This window comes from Bradyrhizobium sp. 187, from assembly GCF_023101005.1.
Classification (GTDB): domain Bacteria; phylum Pseudomonadota; class Alphaproteobacteria; order Rhizobiales; family Xanthobacteraceae; genus Bradyrhizobium; species Bradyrhizobium canariense_D.
Map to the genome: position 1 here is coordinate 1,128,259 of NZ_CP064693.1, position 14,526 is coordinate 1,142,784.

13 protein-coding genes and 1 tRNA gene are annotated in these 14,526 nt (G+C 63.1%); 7 read left to right on the top strand and 7 right to left on the bottom strand.

The window, feature by feature from the left end; genetic code table 11:
• Positions 1–73 precede the first annotated feature (73 nt).
• Positions 74–3,475, bottom strand: a complete 3,402-nt coding sequence (locus IVB19_RS05545; protein ID WP_247360985.1) for a PAS domain-containing sensor histidine kinase — start codon at positions 3,473–3,475, stop codon at positions 74–76.
• A 526-nt stretch (positions 3,476–4,001) separates the two neighbouring features.
• Between IVB19_RS05545 and IVB19_RS05550 the strand changes: the two genes are divergently transcribed.
• The 6 genes from IVB19_RS05550 to tenA all read left to right on the top strand — a co-directional run bounded on the left by IVB19_RS05550 (position 4,002) and on the right by tenA (position 8,355).
• On the top strand, positions 4,002–4,433 hold the full coding sequence (locus tag IVB19_RS05550; RefSeq protein WP_018453573.1) for a phasin: 432 nt from the start codon (positions 4,002–4,004) through the stop codon (positions 4,431–4,433).
• Between the two features lie 194 nt (positions 4,434–4,627).
• A tRNA-His gene (locus IVB19_RS05555) sits at positions 4,628–4,704 on the top strand.
• Positions 4,705–5,768: 1,064 nt separating this feature from the next.
• The gene (locus IVB19_RS05560) at positions 5,769–6,068 is read left to right on the top strand and encodes a hypothetical protein (RefSeq protein ID WP_247296211.1); all 300 of its coding nucleotides are present in this window, start codon (positions 5,769–5,771) and stop codon (positions 6,066–6,068) included.
• Between the two features lie 317 nt (positions 6,069–6,385).
• On the top strand, positions 6,386–6,736 hold the full coding sequence (locus tag IVB19_RS05565) for a hypothetical protein (RefSeq protein WP_247296209.1): 351 nt from the start codon (positions 6,386–6,388) through the stop codon (positions 6,734–6,736).
• A 75-nt stretch (positions 6,737–6,811) separates the two neighbouring features.
• Entirely contained in the window at positions 6,812–7,420 is a 609-nt protein-coding gene (locus IVB19_RS05570; protein WP_247296207.1) for an Abi-alpha family protein, read from the top strand.
• Between the two features lie 260 nt (positions 7,421–7,680).
• Positions 7,681–8,355 (top strand): thiaminase II, encoded by a 675-nt coding sequence (gene tenA / locus IVB19_RS05575; protein WP_247296205.1) that lies wholly within the window; start codon positions 7,681–7,683, stop codon positions 8,353–8,355.
• 108 nt (positions 8,356–8,463) lie between these two features.
• Here the strand turns inward: tenA and IVB19_RS05580 are convergent, their stop codons facing one another.
• The 6 genes from IVB19_RS05580 to IVB19_RS05605 all read right to left on the bottom strand — a co-directional run bounded on the left by IVB19_RS05580 (position 8,464) and on the right by IVB19_RS05605 (position 13,800).
• Positions 8,464–8,868 carry a nuclear transport factor 2 family protein gene (locus IVB19_RS05580; protein ID WP_247296203.1) on the bottom strand — a complete coding sequence of 135 codons (405 nt, stop codon included), beginning with the start codon at positions 8,866–8,868 and terminating at the stop codon, positions 8,464–8,466.
• 342 nt (positions 8,869–9,210) lie between these two features.
• Positions 9,211–9,354: a hypothetical protein gene (locus tag IVB19_RS05585; protein WP_247296202.1), complete on the bottom strand. Its 144-nt coding sequence runs from the start codon at positions 9,352–9,354 to the stop codon at positions 9,211–9,213.
• A gap of 202 nt (positions 9,355–9,556) precedes the next feature.
• The gene (locus IVB19_RS05590; protein ID WP_247821062.1) at positions 9,557–10,525 is read right to left on the bottom strand and encodes a hypothetical protein; all 969 of its coding nucleotides are present in this window, start codon (positions 10,523–10,525) and stop codon (positions 9,557–9,559) included.
• 237 nt (positions 10,526–10,762) lie between these two features.
• The gene (locus IVB19_RS05595; protein WP_247296200.1) at positions 10,763–11,701 is read right to left on the bottom strand and encodes an AEC family transporter; all 939 of its coding nucleotides are present in this window, start codon (positions 11,699–11,701) and stop codon (positions 10,763–10,765) included.
• Positions 11,702–11,707: 6 nt separating this feature from the next.
• Positions 11,708–12,637, bottom strand: a complete 930-nt coding sequence (locus tag IVB19_RS05600; protein ID WP_247376394.1) for an HpcH/HpaI aldolase/citrate lyase family protein — start codon at positions 12,635–12,637, stop codon at positions 11,708–11,710.
• On the bottom strand, positions 12,634–13,800 hold the full coding sequence (locus tag IVB19_RS05605) for a CaiB/BaiF CoA transferase family protein (protein ID WP_247296195.1): 1,167 nt from the start codon (positions 13,798–13,800) through the stop codon (positions 12,634–12,636). Before IVB19_RS05605 ends, IVB19_RS05600 begins: the two co-directional genes overlap by 4 nt.
• Positions 13,801–14,121: 321 nt before the next feature.
• On the opposite strand from IVB19_RS05605, the gene IVB19_RS05610 reads away from it, so the two are divergent.
• Complete coding sequence (locus IVB19_RS05610) at positions 14,122–14,496, top strand: hypothetical protein (protein ID WP_247296193.1); 375 nt, start codon at positions 14,122–14,124, stop codon at positions 14,494–14,496.
• Positions 14,497–14,526: the final 30 nt, after the last annotated feature.

Consider the following 14,526-nt stretch of genomic DNA (forward strand, 5'->3'; position numbering starts at 1 on the left):
GCTGGCGCCCTTCGCGGGGCGCGGCTCGGCCGAAGCCGCCCGTGCACCGCGGGCAGGAAATCGCGTTCGCCGCTTACGCCTGCGCCAGTGCCGGTGCGAACACCACCTCGATCAGCGAGCCGGAGTTCGCCGCGCTCTTGATGTTGAAGCGGGCGCGGTTGGCTTCGACCAGGGCCTTGGTCAGCGACAAGCTCAGCGCCGAACTGTCTTCGGCGTCGCCGGGCGGCGGCGTGCGGAACGGCTCCATCGCGGCGGCGACTTCGCGCTCGCTGAGGCCGTGACCGGTGTCGCGGATGCGAAGTGCGACCTCGCCGCGGTCGGTGAGCGCGGTCGAGACGATGACCTGGCCGCCGGCGCTGGCGAGCCGGATCGAGTTCGAGATCAGGTTCATGGTGATCTGCCGCATCGCGCGCGCATCCGCGCTCACCTGCGGCAGGGCATGGCCGAGCGAGGTGCGGATGATGATGCGCTCGCGATTGGCCTGCGGCTGCATCACCACCACGCAGGCCTCGACGAGATCGTTGAGGTTGAGGTTGGCGAAGTTGAGGTCGAGCTTGCCGGTCTCGATCCGCGACAGCTCGAGCAGGTCGTCGATGATGGCGATGACGCGCTCGCCGGAGGCGCGGATGTCCTTCATGTACTCGCCGTAGCGCTCGTTGCCGAGCGTGCCGAAGCGTTCCGAGATCATCACCTCCGAGAAGCCGATGATGGCGTTCAGCGGCGTGCGGATCTCGTGGCTGATCCGCGCCAGCATGTCGGCCTTGGCATTGGCCGCGCCGTCGACCAGACGTCGCGCCTGCGTCAGCTCGCTCTCGCCCTGCTTGCTGTGCGAGAGATCGCGGAACACGGCGAAGAAGTTCGGGCCGTCGGGCCGGGTGCGGCCCATGATCATCGCGAGCGGAATGACGCCGCCCTTCTTCTCGCGCCCCAGCACCTCGCGGCCGTGGTCGAGCAGGCTCGCGATGTCCTGGCTCTTGAGGTTTTCCAGATAGTCGATCACGACATGCTGGCTCTCCGGCGCGAACAGCGTCACCAGATTCTGCTGCATCAGCGTCTCGCCGTCATAGCCGAACAGCGCCTCGGCGCTGCGGTTGCAGGCGTGGATGTTGCCTTCGGCATCGAACATCACGATGCCCTCGGCCGTGGTGTCGAGGATCGCGGCGAGATCTTCCGCGGCCGCCTCGCCGGCGTCGGGCTCCGGCGCGGTGGGGAAGGTCTCGGGGACAATGGTCTCGGCGGTGACGGTCTCGGCGATGACGGGCGCAGCCTGCGGCAGCGCGCAGATCAGCGCATGCGCGCTCTCGCCGTCCCAGTCGATCGCGTGCAGATGCGCCTCGGTGGTCGGCAGCGGCGCTTCGCCATTGGCGAGCGTCGCGCTGATCGTGACAGGCGTGCCGGCTTGCGACGTGCTGCTGGCCGCGGACACGCCCGGCTCGACATAGAGCGCATCCAGCCCGCCGGCATTCTCCAGTGCGCTCAGGCTGGCATAGCCCATGCGCGCGAGAAACGCGGGGTTGGCGTAGAGCAGGCGGTCGAGCCGGTAGATCAGGATGCCGGTCGGCAGCAGGTCGAGCAGCGCGCGGTCGCGCGGGCTGTGGCCGTGCGCGGGCGGCGCGGGCGCGGTCAGCCATTCGGCCGGCGCGTGCGGCGTCTCAGGCTCGGGCTCCGGCGTCGCCGCCTCAGGCGTGATCTCGGCATCCGGCGGCTCGGACGATGCCGCGATGGTTTCCTTGTCGCGTTCGAGGCGCTCGGACAATTGGCGGGCGAGCTCGTTGAACGCGCTGTTCTCGACCGGCGTCAGCGTCGGCGATCGCGTGTCGCCGGGCGCTCGGAACGGCAGGACATTGGGAGGCGTTTCCACTGGCGGTTCCGGATCGGTTGGATGTGAATTCGCGTCGGGTGTGGGTTCGGGCAGTTCAGCTTCAGGCTCAGGTGCGGGCGGCTCGATCGGCGGAGGCGGCGGCTCTGGCTCGGGCTCCGGCTCGACCACATTGGCGGACAGGCTTTGCGGCGCCGCCGGTTCGGCCAAAAGCTCAAAACGCCTGAGCGCATCGAGCCGGTTGAGGCCGTCGAGATCGCGGCAGACGCCAAATCCCCTGAAGCCCGCGAAATTGCGCTCGCCGTCATAAACCGGAAGTCCGGCAAGCTCGACCGGCAGATGCTCGCCGCCATCGGCCGGCCAGTTCACGGTGATCCCGGCCCAGGTGTCCTTGCTCGCAAGCGCCTGCGCCACGCGGCTCTCAGGATCGAGCGCGAAGGCGTCGGCGATCTCGCGCCAGGGGCGGTCGAAGCCGGCGGCGGTGCGCGCACCGATCAGGTGGATGAATTCGTCGGACAGAAGCACAAAGCGGCCCTCTGCATCCGCCTTCCAGAGGAAGCGCAGCGGATGCTGACGCGGTGCGGGCGGCTCTTCGTGGCCCGACGGCGGCTCGACCATGCCGGTTACGGTCGGCGCGGCCTGCGGCGACACCATGGCTTCGGCCGAGTTTTCAACCGGAGTCTTCGGTTCGACCTCGGCGCGCGCTTCGGCCGCTTGCTCGACGGCTTGCTGGATCGAGACGATCTCGGTCGCCGGCTCGCTTACGGGCGGTTCGTGCGCGATCGTTGCTTGCGGCGCGTCGACCGGCTCGGCGAAGGCGTCGAACAGCGCGATCTCTGATGGCGCCTCGTGCGACGGCGCCGCTTGCACATCCTGCGGTACGGCGGCTGGAGCAGCGGACGGCGCAGCCTCATGCTGAGCGATGTCTTCTCGGGCGATCTCTTCGCGCGCGACCTCTTCGGCGGCCTCGGACTCGACCTCATCAGTCGCAGCCGCCGCCTGCTGCACGGCAGGCTCGATCAGCGCGACCAGGCCGACATCGGCCCCGCTGCCGACCCGCTGCAGCACCATCTGGCCGATGCCGATCGGCGTCTCGGCGCGGCCAAGGCTGAGCGCATCGCTGCGCGCCTGTTCGAGGCCGCCCTCGGTGAGATCGCGGAAGCCGAGCAGGGTGCGGGCCGTTTCGCTGGCCCCGACGAACAGGCCGTCGGGTGCGAACGCCGCCATCGGCGTCTTGGCGCCGTCGACCAGACGAAGCAGCCGCTCGACCAGCGGCATGGTGCGCAAGCCGGGGTCCATCGCGGTGACCAGCACGGCGCGGCCGCCATCGGCGAAGTCGAGCCGGGCGCAGGCGCAGGTCATCAGAGTGCCCAACCGCGCGCCGAAGCCGCGCAGCCGTTCGAGCCGGATCGCGCCGTTCGGAGGCAGCCGGCCGGCAAGCCGGATGATCTGGCGGCGGTGGCTGTCGGCGGGCCCGAAGGTCTTGTCTGCGAGCGCCGTGGCATGGGCCGCGCCGAACAGTCTTGCCCCGACCGGATTGGCCCAGAGCACGCGCGTGCCGTCGATCGACCACAGCCAGACGGGCAGCGGCGAGGTCGCGTGCACGGCCAGCCGGGGATCGCCCACGCCTCGCAACTGGAAATCCGAACTCGTCATCCGACCGGCTTCGCGTCCCGCTTGTGCGCATCAGGCTGCCGGGAATGACAGCCTTAAGAAAGGGTTAGTATCGCCCGCAGGGCCGGGCAGGTCCACGGCCGAAGCCTATGCGCCAAGGCCTAAAGCCGCGATAACCTTAATGTCCCTGACCCCGCAAGCCGTAGCCCGTTCGCATCCCCATTCTTCGAGATCCCCGCGTCCGCAGATACCCATGCCGCCCAGCCTCATCCTGAGGAGATCGCGCAGCGGTCGTCTCAAAGGACGAGGCGCGCGCTCAGGCACCACCTGATTACCTCAACCACCGGTTCCCCATACCGGGAACCTCATCCTCCCCGCGATTAAATTTGCGCAATGCACCCCAAAACCCGTTGCGTTGCACAATGTTGACATCTTAGGCAGGCATGGTCTCCGCGCTGGGCGAGCCATCATTCGTTTTGTGTTTCCAGTCTTCGCACCCGTCACCCGGTTGGCCGGCGGGCGCGCCTGAAGGCTCACTCCGTTTTTTCATTAGTGTGAGGGACAAAGCATGACAGGTACGACTGATCCATTCTCCGCCTCCGTCATTCCGTTCGAGGTTCCGGAGCAGATGCGTGCGTTCGCCGAAAAGGGCGTGTCGCAGGCCCGCGAGAACTACGCCAAGTTCAAGGACGCCGCCGAAACCCACAACGGCACCGTCGAGGCCGTGTTCGCGTCCGCCCACAAGGGCGTCAGCGAATACACCGCCAAGCTGATGGAGTTCGCGAAGGCCAACACCAAGGCCCATCTCGACTTCACCCAGGAGCTGTTCAGCGTGAAGGCGCCGCAGGATGCGTTCGCGCTGTGGACCAACCATTCCAAGACGCAGCTCGAAACCTTCCAGGCCCAGGCCCGGGAGCTCGCCGAGATCACCCAGCGCGCGGCCACTGCCGCCGCCGAGCCGATCAAGGCCTCCGCCGCGAAGCTCTACCCCGCCGCCTGATCTGGCCGGGTCGTTTGAATTAAGAAACCCGGGCCTAGAGCCCGGGTTTTGCTTTGGAAATAACCTCGTTTGCGGGACGTTTTGAGGGTGTTGCGGCCTTGCCAAAAACGCCCGTTGCACCTAGTTTCCGCCCCGTCCAGCCCCCCTCGGTGACCGGCCCTATCAAGGGCGCCCCTCGGGCGGCTCGCAAGGATGCAGTTGTAGCTCAGTTGGTTAGAGCGCCTGTCTGTGGAACAGGAGGTCGGTGGTTCGAGCCCACCCAACTGTACCAGCGGTGCAATTCTCAGACACCTTAAGCCCCGGCACATTTGCGTCTTGAGAAGACCGATGCAGATCCGACCGGGACAAAGATCACTATCGTTGCTCATTATCTTGAACGTTCAAGCGCGTCCGGGGCAGTCCGGGAGCCCAGTTTTGCTCAGCGATGGGCGAACCATCGCAGCGATGATAATCGGCAGTTACGCTCCTAGGGCAGGTGGCGGCATCAGCTTGGGCGGTGTTGACCCTCATACCTTGCATCAGACCACCCACGCGATTTCCGCTGAGTACATTCGCGAGTTGCAGTCATGACCTTCGATTTCGAAAATTCTACGTCACTTGATTGGATAGGAGCGCTTCCGGCCGCTCATGCAAAGACTATAGAAGCGATGCTCTCCAATGGAAACGAGCTTAGAGGAAATCGGTCAGAATTGGCTGTCCAGGGTCGGTCCCGAGAACACCTTCCCTTTTGGAGCAAGTAGCGGGTCGCATAGTTTTTTCCGTCGAGTGATGGAAGAGGTGCGCAAGTTCATTGCGGAGACCCCTCTTACAAGGACTTGCGCAAAAAAGATCGAGAGCCTCACTAACAAGCATAAGGTTGAAGTCGTAGGCGCCATAGCCGCTGGAATTGGCTCTGTCGTTGGTTTATCGGCAGTTGTCTTGGTTCCTGTGGTCGGCATTGCACTTGCAGTAGCTTGTCGGATCGGCGTGAACGCATATTGCGCCGTACCACAGCCTGCAAGCGAGGCGACAAGCGGACAGAGGGGCACATAGACAAAACGCCGCAATAGCAGATTGCCGCTTGAGACGTGGGGTTAGTCGACCTGCCAGGTTACCCATAACAGTGCACTAACCTCTCGATCCCAGGGCACTCGTTTTCTGTAATCCCAATTTCACGCACTGTAACCGGAATCTCTTTTGTTGCAGCGCGTTTAGGTTGCGCTTCCCCGTACGTTGCGGTTGGATGCACGGCTGGGGGAATAGAACATGCGAGTTTTGGGAATCGTAGCGCTTGGCGTCGCGCTATGTGGTTGCGCTTTTCAGCGCGCCGAAATCGCCCAAGATGCACGAACGCAAATGGTAGGCATGTCAAAGGAGCAGGTGCTCTCTTGTATGGGCGCACCGGCCAACAAAGCGGCCGAGGGCGCGACCGAGGTCTGGGGCTATGATTCCGGCAATGGCATGGAGGTCGCCAGCGTCAGCGGCGATCGGTACGGCGCCACCGCGGTCAGCTCACGTCGCTTTTGCAAGATCAATGTGGTGTTTGCCGGCGGCCAGGTCTCTTCAATGAACTACACCGGCCCAACTGGCGGTCTCCTAACTGCCGGGGAGCAGTGCGCTTACGCGGTGGACGCGTGTGTGAAGACGCGGCAATAGCCCAGGTCCTAATTTCACGCCCACGGACATCCGAACACCGAAGCGTTAATCTGCCAAGCCCCTTTCGGGGCGCCTTGGCGCGCGCCTTCTGTTAGAACCTTCGGATGGCTCGCCTCCCGCCGCAACGCGGTGCTGCTCGCCGTCGCGTTTCTCGCTGGCTGGGCCGTCTATCGTTGTTCACGTAAGGAAGCGCCGGTGTCATCGCGGCCGGAGCTGCGGCTTTCGTCGCCTATCGCCTAGGAAGCTCCCAAGCTGAGGCGGCTCGCCTCCAGGCAGAAGTTGCCAAACAAAACTGGCAAACCGAGAATGAGCGCGTCGTGCTAGAGCTGTTCGACTGCCGTATAGCAATCTTTGAAGCAATAAGACATGTGGTAGCCAAGACCATGTCCTCCGGACAACCAGACGATGGCACACTTTATGAGTACGCGGAGGCAATCGAAAAAGCGCCGTTTTATTTTGGACCAGACGTCAACGAATATCTTGAGCGCATCCGAATTGTGATCATCGATCTGATGGACTCGAACTCTGCAATCAAACTACACGACCCGGCTGGCCCGAAGCTGCACTATGATCGAATGAATGAGCTGAACGAGTATTACCGGACTGCTCCCAAGCTGTTTGGCCCCTACATTCAGGCGCATCAAAAAGTTGGGAGTTGGCAATCTTAGTCCTTGGTTGCAATTTGCTCTCGTCAAGGTCGGCTGGGCCGCCTATCGCTGGCTTTAAGCTCGGGGAATAAGCGAATGACCGACAAGGCACCGTACGAAGGCGCGATTGAAGAAAGCGCAAAAGCCGCCAGCAAGGCGCTGGACCTTGTGAAGGCCAGTTCTCAGCAAATCGCCGATGTTTACGGTATTCTGATTGGAGACCCGCTCCACGCTGCACGGCACCGGCGACTGGATGCAATAACCCGGCGAACACAGGAGATATTGCGGGAGCGCGACGCTAAGACGACCGAACTGCCAGAGCAAATCGCTATACCGTTGCTGGAAGCAGCCCAGCAAGAATCTCGCACGGAGATGCAGGAGATTTGGGCAAGACTTTTAGCTAATGCGATGGACACCGATCGTGCCGCGGATGTCCGACCCGAGTTCGTTGCTGCTCTCCAGAAGCTGCAGCCGCTTGATGCACTTCTATTGCAAGAGGCTCGCGCGCTCGTCCAAAACCCCAATCAGGCAACTGTTGATCCAAAAATCTTTGCGGACCGATTGAGTATTCGCGAGACTCTAGCGGCTGTTTCGATCGAAAATTTGGTAATTGCTCGCTGTTTGTCGCGGCATCTTTCTGGTCAAACCGACTACTACAGGTTAGCTGGATTCGGCATCGAGCTGTTGCACGCATGCCGACCTTGAAATTCGGCGCTCAGTTAGCCTGTACTTGAAGCCCGCTCATACAGTGCTGGGGCAGTGCGGCGCCGGACAAGTCGGCCAGCCGTTCCTTTTAAAACTCTTGGGGTTACGGTGACGCAAAACTCCCGATGCGGGGAGTGCCCATCCGCAACGCTGCTTAAAGTGAGTTTTGTGCGCGGTCACCGTAGCTCCCCCGTTCGCAATGCGCTATCGGTAGCGAGCCAAAAGACGTTCATGGACAAGCAAGCCGGGCGAAAAAGATCGTGAGTTTCTTCGAGCGTCTCAAGACAGCAGCATCCGTTGAGTGGCGGGCTTACACCGAGCATCCCTTCACGAGCGGATTGGCAGACGGCTCGCTCCCCGAAGCGGCGTTTCGTCACTACCTCGTTCAGGACTATTTGTTCCTCATCGAGTTTGCTCGCGCCTACGCGCTCGCGGTCTACAAGTCGCCCCGACTTGCCGACATGCGTGAAGCCGCGGCCGGCCTTTCGGCTATCCTCGATGTCGAGATGAACCTGCATGTGAAGCTCTGCGCCGATTGGGGTCTGTCCCCGGCCGACCTTGAACAGGCCCCGCCGGCGGCCGAGATGCTGGCCTATACACGCTACGTGCTCGACGCAGGAATGCGCGGCGATCTGCTGGCGCTCAAGGTGGCGCTTGCCCCCTGCGTGATCGGGTACGCGGAGATCGCAACGCGGCTCGCCTCGCTCCCCCTCGCGGACGCTGCGACGAACGCCTACCGCGTCTGGATCGCCGAGTATGCCGGCGCGCCGTACCAGGAGGTCGCTGCCAAAGCGCAGGCGCACATGGAGCATCTCGCCGATCTCTACGCCACACCGGCCCGCGAGGCAGAGCTGATTGCGATCTTCAAGGAAGCCACCCGACTCGAGGCGGACTTCTGGCAGATGGCCTGGCGCGCGGGCCAGCGTGTTCAATAACTCTTTCGGCAGTCAGGTTCACAGCCTGAACGTCATACAATTCGAATTACTATGACAGTGCACCAAACTCACCAACGTCAGGCGACACTAACAGAACCTCACCACGCGTCACGCAATCATCGCCTTGATCTGCGCAGTGTCCGCAAACTCGATCAGCTCGATGATCTTGCCGTCCTTAAATCTGAACAGATCCAGGATCTCGGTGCTTGAAGCCTGCCCGGTCGGGCGGTATCGAACGACGAGGCGGGAATGGACGGCGACGCGATCTCCGTCGACCAGCTCAGCCAGGATTTCGCGACCTTCGAAGCCGAATTCATCAATCAATCTACTGAAAGCTCCACGCAGGGTCGGGTGCCCTTGCATGCTCCCTGTCAGTGCGAGCGCGCTCTTGTCGCCCATCAAGGTGAACAAGCCCTCGGGATGAAAGGCTGTCACCAAGCCCTCGGCGTCACCGCCATCGCGTGCTGCGTAAGCGCTTCTGATCACTGCCAGTCTCTCTTCACGCTGTCCCATATCACCCTCCCTGCAGGACGTATCAAGTCAGCCTAGCGACCTTTGCGTGTAAACGCAAAATCATCAGTTGAGGGGGGCGAAGGCTCAGCACGCCACGAAGCAGGATCGGTCGCTTTCGTTCCCCCATTTCAGGAGAAATCGGCGTCGGGCAACGCCGAACCTTTTCACGACCTGGAGTGTTTGTGTTGCGGCAGGACTGACAACGCTGAGGAGCTCAGACATGAACGGCATTATCTATTTGGTCGGACTCGTCGTCGTGATTGGTGTGGTGCTCTCGTTCCTGGGCCTGCGCTGATTGTATTTGGGAGGTGGTGCGGCGCACTCGCCAAGCCGCCGACCACCTCACCTCGCCACCACCCACACCACCACCGGCAACGTCACCGCCGCCAGCAGCGTGCCCGGAGCCACCGCAACTGACACCGGGTTCACCCGCCGCTGATACTGCACGGCGAAGATGTACGTATTCGCGCAGGTCGGCACCTGCATTGGGTCGAGCGCGCATACCACCAGGATGCTCGGCTTCTCGCCCCCTCGAAGCACGAAGCCACAGCTCCGTCGGGAAATCAGTCTGCCAGCTACCCGCCCCATCACGGCGTCGGGGCGACCACATCCTTGAAGTCAGACAAAGCGCGAATGGCTGCCGTTCTGTTCAACACAAATCGCTTCACTTCCTCTTGCTGGCTCGAACTCAAATCCGTCCAGTGACGTTTTTCAGTGGGAAGCTGATCAGAAGGCCTTCGCTGCGGTGCTGTGCGACTTGGACAGGAACAACGTCATCAGGTGTGTCGACGAGATACTGGTCTGACGGATGATTTTCGGCTTTGAGTGTTCCGGATTGCACCTGATTGGATACCTCGGGAATACCCAACGAGAAACCGAGCGCCTTCAGATCGAAGACCAATGAGCCGGGATGAGTATCGACGCTGACGAACTGGAGAAAGCTGGTCTGCGACTTGGTCACGCCGGTTTTAAGATGACCGTGAACGACCCGCACGAGCTGGCCTTCCGATCCGTTGATCCAGTCTTCGAAGTCCATGAGCGGCGTCGTGAACACGACCGGCTTGCCCACTTGCGCATCCCGCAATTGTTTGGGATCGAACTTGTCGAAGCTCACGGGCGACACCTTGGGCACCTTCTTGAACATGCCGGCACCGATGGTCAGATCACCGCCGATAATCGGCCCAAAAAGCGAAAGTTCGCGCCCTGTACTCAAGTTCTTGATCTTCACGCGGAGCAAGCTCGATTTGACGCCGATACCCGAGGCGCCAAAGAGCGCTGCGATTTTCATCTCCCAGAAGGTGCTCGGCGCATAAACAAGCCGAGGCGGACGGTGCACCTTCTTGTAACCGCCCGTACCTGTCCAAACCAGGTCGACCATGAGGACGACACTGCGATCGATGGCGGCGTTATCTTCGCCGGCCGTCGGAAACGGTTCCGTGCTCCCGACTGCCTTTTGGCCAAGCGCGACGGGCAATCCCGGCAGCTGCATTTTGACAATGGGATCGACCTGGTCGAAGATCGTTTTCGCCCTGAATTCCGATAGGCGTTGGTTCAGTGCGGATGCCGCCGCCTTCGTGCGGGCACCTCTCCAGCGTCGGCTGGCGTGACCAACGCATGTGATGCGGACCGAAACCGTCCCATCTTTGGGAATGCCCATGGAACTGCTCCTTTATTGCAGATCTCTTTTTGGTCAGTTGAGCGTTTGGACCGGTTCAATGCGCCGAAATGGATTTATCACGCGTGTGCTGTCAGGGGTTCCACGCAGATCACACGGCTTTGGACAGCGACGACAAGGTGTCGCCACGAACGCTGATATGCGGATTGCGTTCGATGCCAACAGCTGGATGACATCAAAGAAGTTTTGCTCCAAGCGAGTTATCGCGCACAGCCTGCCTCACCTCGCCACCACCCACACCACCACCGGCAACGTCACAGCCGCCAGCAGCGTGCCCAGCGCCACCGCGCCCGATACCGGGTTCACCAGCCGCTGATACTGTACCGCGAAGATATACGCATTGGCGCCGGTCGGCATCGCCGCAAACAGCACGACGACGCCGGCCGCGAGTGGCGGCAGGTCGAGCATCCTTGCCAGCGCGAAGGCGGCCGCCGGCATCGCCAGCAGTTTGAGCGCGCTCATCACGACCACGCTCAACATCTCGCCCTTGACCTCGAACCTGAACAGATTGATGCCGAGCGCGATCAGCGCCGCCGGCGATCCCGCCTGCGCCAGCAGCTCGACGGTCCGGTCGACGACGGGATGCAGGCCGAGGCCGGTGAGGCGCCAGACGAGGCCGAAGCCGATCGCGAGCATGATCGGGTTGCGGGCGAGATCGCGCAGCACCGGCAGGATCAGCGACGCGGCAGAGGCGGTCTGCTTGCGGTCGACCAGCTCCATCTGCAGCGTGCCGCAGAGCCAGAGCAGCGGCGTGTTCACCGACAGGATCAGCGCCATCGGGCCTGCCGCCTCATTGCCGAGCGCCGAGAGCGTCAGGGGAATGCCGAGCATCACGATGTTGCCGTAGACCGAGCCGATCGCGAACACGACGCCGTCCTCGCGGTCCTCGCGCCGCTGCCGCAGCAGCGCCGAGAGCAGGAGCGCCGCGATCCAGGTCAGCGCGAGCGCGCCGTAATAGGCGCCCCACATCCGCCACGGGCTGACGCCGGAAAATTCCGAGACGACGATGGTGCGGAACAGCAGCGCGGGAATCGCGATGCTGAAGGCGAATTCGCTGATGCCCTTGTGCGCGGTCTCCGAGACGAAGCGAAACAGCACCGCGGCATAGCCGGCCGCGATCAGCGCAAACACCGGCGCGACGATCAGCACCGTGGTCATGCGCCGCTACGACCCCATCTCGATGATCCGGCGCGCCATCCGCACATTGGCATAGTCGATCATCTTGCCGTCGAGCGTCACCGCGCCCTGGCCCTGCGCCTCGGCGTGCTCCATGGCCGCGACCACCCGCCGCGCGTGCGCGAGCTCGGTGTCGGACGGGACGAACGCCCGTAGCGTCGGCTCGATCTGGTCGGGATGGATCACCTGCTTGCCGTCAAAACCCATCGCAGCCGCCTTGAGCGCGCTGCTTTCCGTCAGTCTGCCATCCCGGAACGCGCCGCACGGACCGTCGATGGCGCGCAGGCCGAACGCGCGCGCCGCCACCAGCAGGCGCATCATCGGATAGGCGAACAGATCGAGCGGGGCGGTGGCATAGCCGCTCTGGATGGAGCCGACATGGCGGTAGTCGTCCGGCGACGCGCCGATTTCCGAGGAGCGGGCGCCGATCGACGCCGCGAAATCGCCGACGCCGAGATGAAGGGCGGCGACGCTGTCGTGCGCGGCCGCGAGCGCGTCGACATTGACGAGACCGAGCGCAGTCTCGATCAGCAGTTCGAGCGCCACAGGCGAGGGGCGATCCGGCGCGGCGGCGCGCAGCTGATCGGCAATGGCGGCGATGTCGCTCGCGCGCTCCGCCTTCGGCACGATCACCGAATCCAATCTGGGAAGCGCAGCGAGCGTGCCGATTTCCTGCGCGATGAAGGGGCTGTCGACGGCGTTGAGCCTGACGGCGACGACCTTGTTGCCCCAATCCAGCGAGGATAGCGCCCGCGCAGCTTCCTCCAGCGCCGCGCTCTTCTCGGAGGGCGGGACGGCGTCCTCGAGATCCATAAACACCGCATCCGCGGCCGAGGCAGCCGCCTTGGCGACGAGACGGGAGCGATGCGCCGGAACGGCCAGATAGACCCGCGTCGGCCGCTGAGGGGCCATCGTCATGTCTCCTTTGCGAGACCGAGTTCGCTGAGGATGGATTGGTTGTGTTGCCCGACGTCAGGCACGGGATCCATCCGGGGCGACAGGCCGGGAATGGTGAGAGCCGGCAGGAAGCTCATCACCGGGCCGCAACGAGATCCCACCGTTTGCACCCGGGAGCGGGCGCGGAGCTGCTCGTGCTCCAGGAAAGCCTCGACCGAATTCAGATGCGCGTTGGCGATCGAGGCCTCGTCGAGCAGCCGCAGCACCTCGTCACTGGTCATCGCTGCAAAACGCTGCTCGATATGGACCTGCAGATCGTCCCTGTTCTGCATGCGCAGCGGATTGCTGCGGAAGCGGGGGTGGTCGGCAAGGGCCGCCTCGCCAAGCACGACGGCGCACAGCGATCGCCATTCCCGGTCGTTCTGGATGCCGAAGAAAATCGTGTTGCCGTCTCCGACGCGGAACGGGCCATACGGCGCTATCGTTGCGTGCCTTGCCCCGGTTCGCGGCAGTGGCCGGCCCGTACTCTGCGTATAGAAGGCGGGATAGCTCATCCAGTCCGTGATGGAATCGAACAGCGAGGCCTGGAAGGCGGTGCCCTTGCCGGTGCGCTCGCGGCGATATAGCGCCATCAGCACGCCGTTGAGGATGTACATGCCGGTGGCGATATCGACCACCGACAGCCCAACCTTGGCGGGCTCCGCCTCGGTGCCGTTGATGGCGAGAACGCCGGCCTCGCACTGCACGAGGAGATCGTAGGCCTTCTTGTCGCTGTAGGGACCGCCCGCGCCATAGCCCGACACGTCGCAGGCGATGATCCGGGGATACTTCCGCAGCAGCGATGCGGCATCGAGGCCCAGCCGCTCCGCCGCGCCGGGCGCCAGGTTCTGGATGAAGACGTCGGCCTGCGGCAGCAGGGCCTTGAGCACCTCCTGGCCTTCAGGGCTCTTGATGTCGATGGCGAGGCTTTCCTTCGACCTGTTGGTCCAGACGAACTGGCTGGACATCCCGTTCATCACGTGATCGTAGTCGCGGCAGAAATCGCCGTCGCCCGGCCGCTCGATCTTGATGACGCGCGCGCCCCAGTCCGCAAGATGCCGGCTGGCAAGAGGAGCCGCGATCGCCTGCTCGAGCGAGACCACCGTCACGCCGGACAGCGGCAGCTCCGCCTCATGTCGCTCCATGCAATCGTCTCCGCTCCCGCTCACGCTTTTGTCCAGCGCAGGAGACAAGCCGACCACCCCACGCACGTTCTGTGATGATGGCATCATGCTCCTGTTTTGCCCGACGAGTCAAACCTCATTTCGTAAAATCCGCAAATCGCGATCCGCAAAGTTCAATCGCCACATGGACTTGGCTACTGTGCATGGGGTTGTTTTCGCGTTTTTTGTTTTGGGGGTCCCTGTTGCCGAGACCGCACACGTCCCGCCTTTCGCATCTCCCCTCGGTTGCCAACGAACCCCCGTTCACCCACTATCGTCTCCGACTCGACATTTGGGGGATCGATGCCGGCGTTCCGCTTTAAGAAATCCGTGAAGACATACACGGCTGCCGCGATCACGGGGATCGCCCTGGCCGTCCTGATCCAGCCGGGTGAAGGCTTTGCCTACTCCCAGGAGGAGCAGCAGGCCTGCACGCCGGATGCGATGCGGCTGTGCGGCGAGTTCGTTCCGAACGTCGACGCCATCACCGCCTGCATGATCCAGAAGAAGTCGCAGCTCTCGCCGCAGTGCCGCGCGTTCTTCCGGCCTGGACCGGAGCCGGGCATGGCGGCCGCGCCCCGCGCCGGCAAGCCGACCAGCATCGCGCCCAGGAGCTCGGGCCGGACGGCGAAGAAGAGCACCAAGCCGGCCAAGAAGAAGAAAGCCAGCGAAGGCTGAACGCGGGCGCCGCGTTCCCTTTTTGAAACT